Source organism: Thauera sp. ZXT1-4, assembly GCF_052598215.2.
Map to the genome: position 1 here is coordinate 1 of NZ_JBQWSN020000065.1, position 4,967 is coordinate 4,967.

The window sequence follows — 4,967 nt, forward strand, 5'->3', positions numbered from 1 at the left end:
AGAAATGGCAGCATGAGGACGACCGCTTGGAAGGCGGAAAACGTAGGGCACCTCATGCTGTCGCTCCAGATCGCGCAAGATTGCGGCGTGGTTTTCCAGAGTGCTTTGACGTCGCCCCACTTCACCTTCTGAGCCGTTGGCTTGCACCTCCAGGGCTGCCACATGCTCCTTGAGAAGGTCAATGCGTCGGGTTTCCCGGTAGCCATCAACACCAAGCCGAAGCTCATCCAAGCCATTGCGCTGCAGCATCAATGAGTCCCTGCGCTGATGCTGCTCCCGCGCTGGTGCGAGCGTTTGAACCTGCTCACGGGCCGTGACGACCGCCTGGTGGGCCGCATTGAGTTCTCCAAACTCGCTGACCAAGCGATCCGCCACCTCGAAGGTCTCGGGCTTGTCGAGCATGAAGTCGCGCAGGAAGGTATTGAGGTCACCGAGGTTTTTGGCCGACTGGGTTTTGTGCAGCAAACGCAGCGCCATTTCGCTCTCGATGCCGAGCAGACGGCAGAACCGTTCGCAATAAGGACGAAATTCGTCGCGTGCGAATGCTTCCGGGAAGGACTGCTTGAGCTTCCGGATGTCGAAGTTGGATTGGCCAAAATCCTCCAGCTCGCGCAGGTCGAAGGCCCGCTCCATGACAAGGTAGTGGCGTTTGACGTCGGTGCTGCCGTTTGCATTTCCCCGCAGCCAGAACACCTGAACCAACACCACAGACTGACCCAAGGCATTCTGGTAGGTCAGCGCCAAGGCTGACCAGGTCGTCCCTGCGCGCAGGTAGCGGGTCGCGATCTCTCCCGACTCCCCATCCTTCTGTTCAGCCCACGCACCCCGTATGTAGGTGACGAGGTTCCGGTCACGACCACTGCGGTCCGCCTCGCGTGCGGCCGCGTTGAAGTCGATCCAGCGAGGTGGCGTCAGCAACGCCGAAAACGCATCAAGCAGTGTCGACTTCCCTGCGCCGGATCGACCCACAAACAGAAAGCCTCGTTCGCTGATCGGCACGTCGTGCAGGCCGGAGAAAGTGCCCCAGTTGTAAACCTGCAGGCGAGTCATCCGGAACTGCTCGCGGGCAAACAAGGAGGCGGTTTGGGGTTCCGAGATCATTGGTCGGCCTCCTCATCGGCGTCAGTCTGAACTAGCTGCGCTGGCGTTTCTCCGGCCGCCATGCGCTGATACAGGTGCGTCAGCGCTTGTATTTCCTCTGCAGAGAACAGGAGTTTCAGCGTCGGCGAAATCTCGAAGCGATCCTCACTCGAGCGAATCTTCTGCAGGATGCTGTGCTTCTTGATCTTCTCGATGGAGGCATGAACCCGTTTCACGAACCCTGCACGGTCGGTATTGGCGGCTCGCTCATAGAGGGAGAGAAACTCCGTGATCTCATCTGTCGACGCCACGGCACGATCCCCCTGCGAGTCCGCCTGAGTCAATCGCTGGCGAAGGTGGAGCAACAGAATGGAGTCTATGAACGTCAGCTGGGCGCGACGCAGCAGGAGGGGCACTTCAAGGTCGCCGGTATCTGCCTGGCGCGTGAAGGCCACTTGCACATCCCGATCGATGACCAGTTCGAGAAACAGTTCGGCAAGACGCCGACGGATCACCGCTTCGTCTCTTACCAAGATTGGCCAGAGCTTTGGATGCCGACGTCCATCGAGCGACGGCCCTGCCAGCAGCTGCACCAAGGCGCGCCGGGTATCCAATGCCAACTCGCCGCTGTCGCCCAGGAACAGGGTGTTGGCAGGCGCCTGAGCAGCATCGGGTGCTTGTGCTTCGGCTGGCATTGCCGATTCGTCGCTGATGGACCCATTTTCAGACCAGTTCATTGGCCCGCTCCCTCAAAAAGAAGATCTTTGGAATTCGGGCGCTACGACGCTCGTCGTCGCCTCCAACCCAGCCTACGGTTTCATTGTGGTCGGCCTTGAACCCATGCCGACTACCCAACGCCAGCAGGCCGACGACGCTGCCCAGCCCCTGTGCAGCAGGGAACTGCTCGAGCACGTCGGCAATCGATGCCTGGGAGCGTTGCTCCAGGACTGCCAGCACGTTGGCCTTCAGGGTTCGGAAGTCGATTTCCGACTGTGCGACCAGTTCGCTCACAGACTCCAGGTCGATTGGCGGCGCATCCCCTTCTGCCATCTGTCCGGGTAATGCTTGCAAGGATGGATCGTGCAGCACCCATTGGGACAAGGAGCGCAAACGACTGCTCGTGAGCTCAAGCGTGTACTGGAGGGTTTCTGTGGCCCTGACTTCATCCTTCAGGCTCAGTGCTGCGCGCTGAGCGTCTTTCAGCAGGTGATTGAGTCGGCGTTGCTCGAGGTATTCACGACTCTGGACGAAGTGCTTCAGGCTGCGCGCGAAGGTCTGGAGCACCTCGTGAACCATGCCGCCCTGCTCAAGAAGGGTGCGCGTCAGCCGCAGAAGGAATCGTCGCTCCTTGGCTTCGAGCTGCCCCACGAACTCCCGCGACATAACGCTATCAAGCGCCTGGTCGAGCGTGGCCGCCTGTTCTGGGTCCGTCAGCAATCGCCAGAAAGCGGAGAAAGTCCTGCCGGCGTCGCTCTCTGAAATCAGGTCGATTCCGGCGAACAGCGAATCCAGCACATCTCCACGATTGCCATCGTTATCCATGATGCGTTCACGAAGATCGCGATTCAGCTGGTCGAACTGATCGCGGACACGGCGGAAATCACCGGCCAGATCGTCGGCCAGCGTGATGATCTCCCGCGTGCGCTCGAGCGCCGTTGTATGGGGTAGCACGCGCATCTGCCCCTTCTGGATGGCGTCAATCTCCTTGTCGATGCGGGCTTGCTCGGCCATGAGCCGGTCGATGCGGCGGAATTTGTCAGTGTCGGTGTCCTCGGCAAGTCGTGCCAAGGCTTCTATGACGAGCGTCAGGCGGCTTTCGGTCGCTGCTGAGTGCGGTTGCGCCAGGCCAGAGACAAACCGAATGGCTTCGACGGCCGCTGTGGAGAGTTCATATTCTTCTTCTGAAGCGCCAGCCGGGAAGCGTCGCTCCAGGTACCCATCGGCGAGCCAGCTGGCGACATACGCCTGTGCCGTTTGGGGAAAGTCTTCGCCTTGGGCACGCAGCTCTTCCAGATCCCTTGCGATGCGTTCGTGAAAAATGGAGGCAGGGAGGCTTCGCTCGCTCTCATACAGATGAGATTGAAGCAGGCCAATGACGGTAGGCCCGGTAGTCGAGGCAAGCAGACGCCACAGCGGCTGCGCCCGCATGCGCCGGTAGGTCGCGATGGCTTTGTCTGCTTTCACTCCCATGCTCCAAAGTGCGGGCATCGCCCGTCATGTGGTAATCACAATGCAACGCATACAAGAATCAAAAACATTGCGTTGCCACATTCTAGAGCAGCTTATATACTTCCCGCAATAACCCGCACAAGTATTCGTTAACCCGATAGAGCACTCAGGAATGCCCAAAGACCAACTTGCAGAACTGACCCAGCCTCAGCGCGACCGGCTCGCCTTCATTGAGCTGCGTGTGCGCTTCGTGGGGGAGATCCGTCGGCAGGACTTGGTTGCGCGGTTTGGCATCCAGTCCGCAGCGGCAACCCGGGATTTGGCGCTCTATAAGGAGTTGTCTCCGGGCAACATCGACTATGACCCCAAAGGCAAGGCCTACGTCCTGGGGCCGGACTTTCGCCCCATCTTCGACTTTCCTCCGGAGCGGGTGCTGTCTTGGCTAACGCAAGGCTTTGGTGACGGTGAGCCGATGCGACTCAAGGTGTGGGTGGCCAGCGAGAGTCCGTCGCGGCTTACGCACCCAGATCTGGATGTGTTGGCAAGTGTGACTCGAGCAATCCACCAGGAATGCGCACTTGCTATCGACTATTACTCGATCTCAAGTGGCAAGTCCGAGCGAGAGATTGTTCCCTTCGCATTGATCGACAACGGCCTGCGCTGGCATGTCCGCGCCTTCGACCGGAAGTCCCAGGAGTTCCGGGATTTCGTCATCACCCGGATCAAGAACCCTGTCGTGCTCAAGGGGCAGCCAGTTGCAGCCCATGAGATGAGTAACCAAGACATCCAGTGGACGCGCATCGTAGAAATTGAGCTGGTGCCGCACCCGGACCAGCCACGTCCAGAGATCACTGAGATGGACTACGCCATGGATCGTGGTGTGCTGACCATGAAACTTCGCGCAGCCACAGCTGGGTACATCCTGCGTCAGTGGAGCGTCGACTGCTCGCCAGACCACAGCCTGCGGGGCCACGAATACCGACTCTGGCTGAAAGATCACCTGGCGCTTTACGGCGTAAAGAACGCAGTGCTGGCCCCGGGTTACCGATCGCCTGACTCACAAAACATCATGGGCAAGGCCGACTGATGCGCCACGCCACGACAGAACAACCAAATTTGACTGGATTTCCTACATGCCCTTAACCCTGCCACAGCTAGAACGCCACCTCTTCAAAGCCGCCGACATCCTGCGCGGCAAGATGGATGCCTCCGAATTTAAGGAATACATCTTCGGGATGCTGTTCCTCAAGCGCTGCTCCGACGTGTTCGACCAGCACCGCGAGAAGATCATCCAGGAGGAAATGGCAGCTGGCTTGACCGAAGCCGAGGCCATTGAGAGTGCCGATCAAAAAGACTGGTACATGGAAGAAGGCTCATTTTGGGTGCCGCCACAGTCACGGTACGAATACCTGCTAAACGATGCACATCAAAACGTCGGTGATTTTCTGAATAAGGCGCTGGCCGGACTGGAAACCGGCAACACCAGCCTCTACGATGTTCTCGAGCACATCAACTTCACTCGCAAGGTCGGCCAGAGCAAGATTCCCGATATCAAACTGCGACAGTTGATCACCCACTTCAGCCTGCACCGCCTGCGCAATGAGGATTTCGAGTTCCCCGATTTGCTGGGTGCTGCCTATGAATTCTTGATCGGTGACTTTGCGGGCTCTGTGCCGTTTCCAGTGGAAATTGACTTCTCAACAAACATGACGGTAGCG

The 4,967-nt window shown here is 58.7% G+C and carries 5 protein-coding genes; 2 read left to right on the forward strand and 3 right to left on the reverse strand.

The genetic code is table 11. The features are described from left to right. The 3 genes from ACUH78_RS18755 to ACUH78_RS18765 all read right to left on the reverse strand — a co-directional run. Positions 1-1,101: ATP-binding protein (locus ACUH78_RS18755; RefSeq protein ID WP_445334392.1), on the reverse strand; the 1,101-nt coding region annotated here is incomplete at its 3' end. Next, positions 1,098-1,817: a DUF4194 domain-containing protein gene (locus ACUH78_RS18760; RefSeq protein ID WP_445334393.1), complete on the reverse strand. Its 720-nt coding sequence runs from the start codon at positions 1,815-1,817 to the stop codon at positions 1,098-1,100. The genes ACUH78_RS18760 and ACUH78_RS18755, both read right to left, overlap by 4 nt. After that, a complete protein-coding gene (locus tag ACUH78_RS18765; protein WP_445334394.1) occupies positions 1,804-3,270 on the reverse strand; it encodes a DUF3375 domain-containing protein in 1,467 nt (488 codons plus the stop codon). Before ACUH78_RS18765 ends, ACUH78_RS18760 begins: the two co-directional genes overlap by 14 nt. Before the next feature lie 151 nt (positions 3,271-3,421). Here ACUH78_RS18765 and ACUH78_RS18770 point away from each other — a divergent pair, with 151 nt between their 5' ends. Continuing rightward, positions 3,422-4,336 (forward strand): helix-turn-helix transcriptional regulator, encoded by a 915-nt coding sequence (locus ACUH78_RS18770; RefSeq protein ID WP_445334395.1) that lies wholly within the window; start codon positions 3,422-3,424, stop codon positions 4,334-4,336. A 46-nt stretch (positions 4,337-4,382) separates the two neighbouring features. Beyond that, positions 4,383-4,967: type I restriction-modification system subunit M N-terminal domain-containing protein (locus ACUH78_RS18775; protein ID WP_445334396.1), on the forward strand; the 585-nt coding region annotated here is incomplete at its 3' end.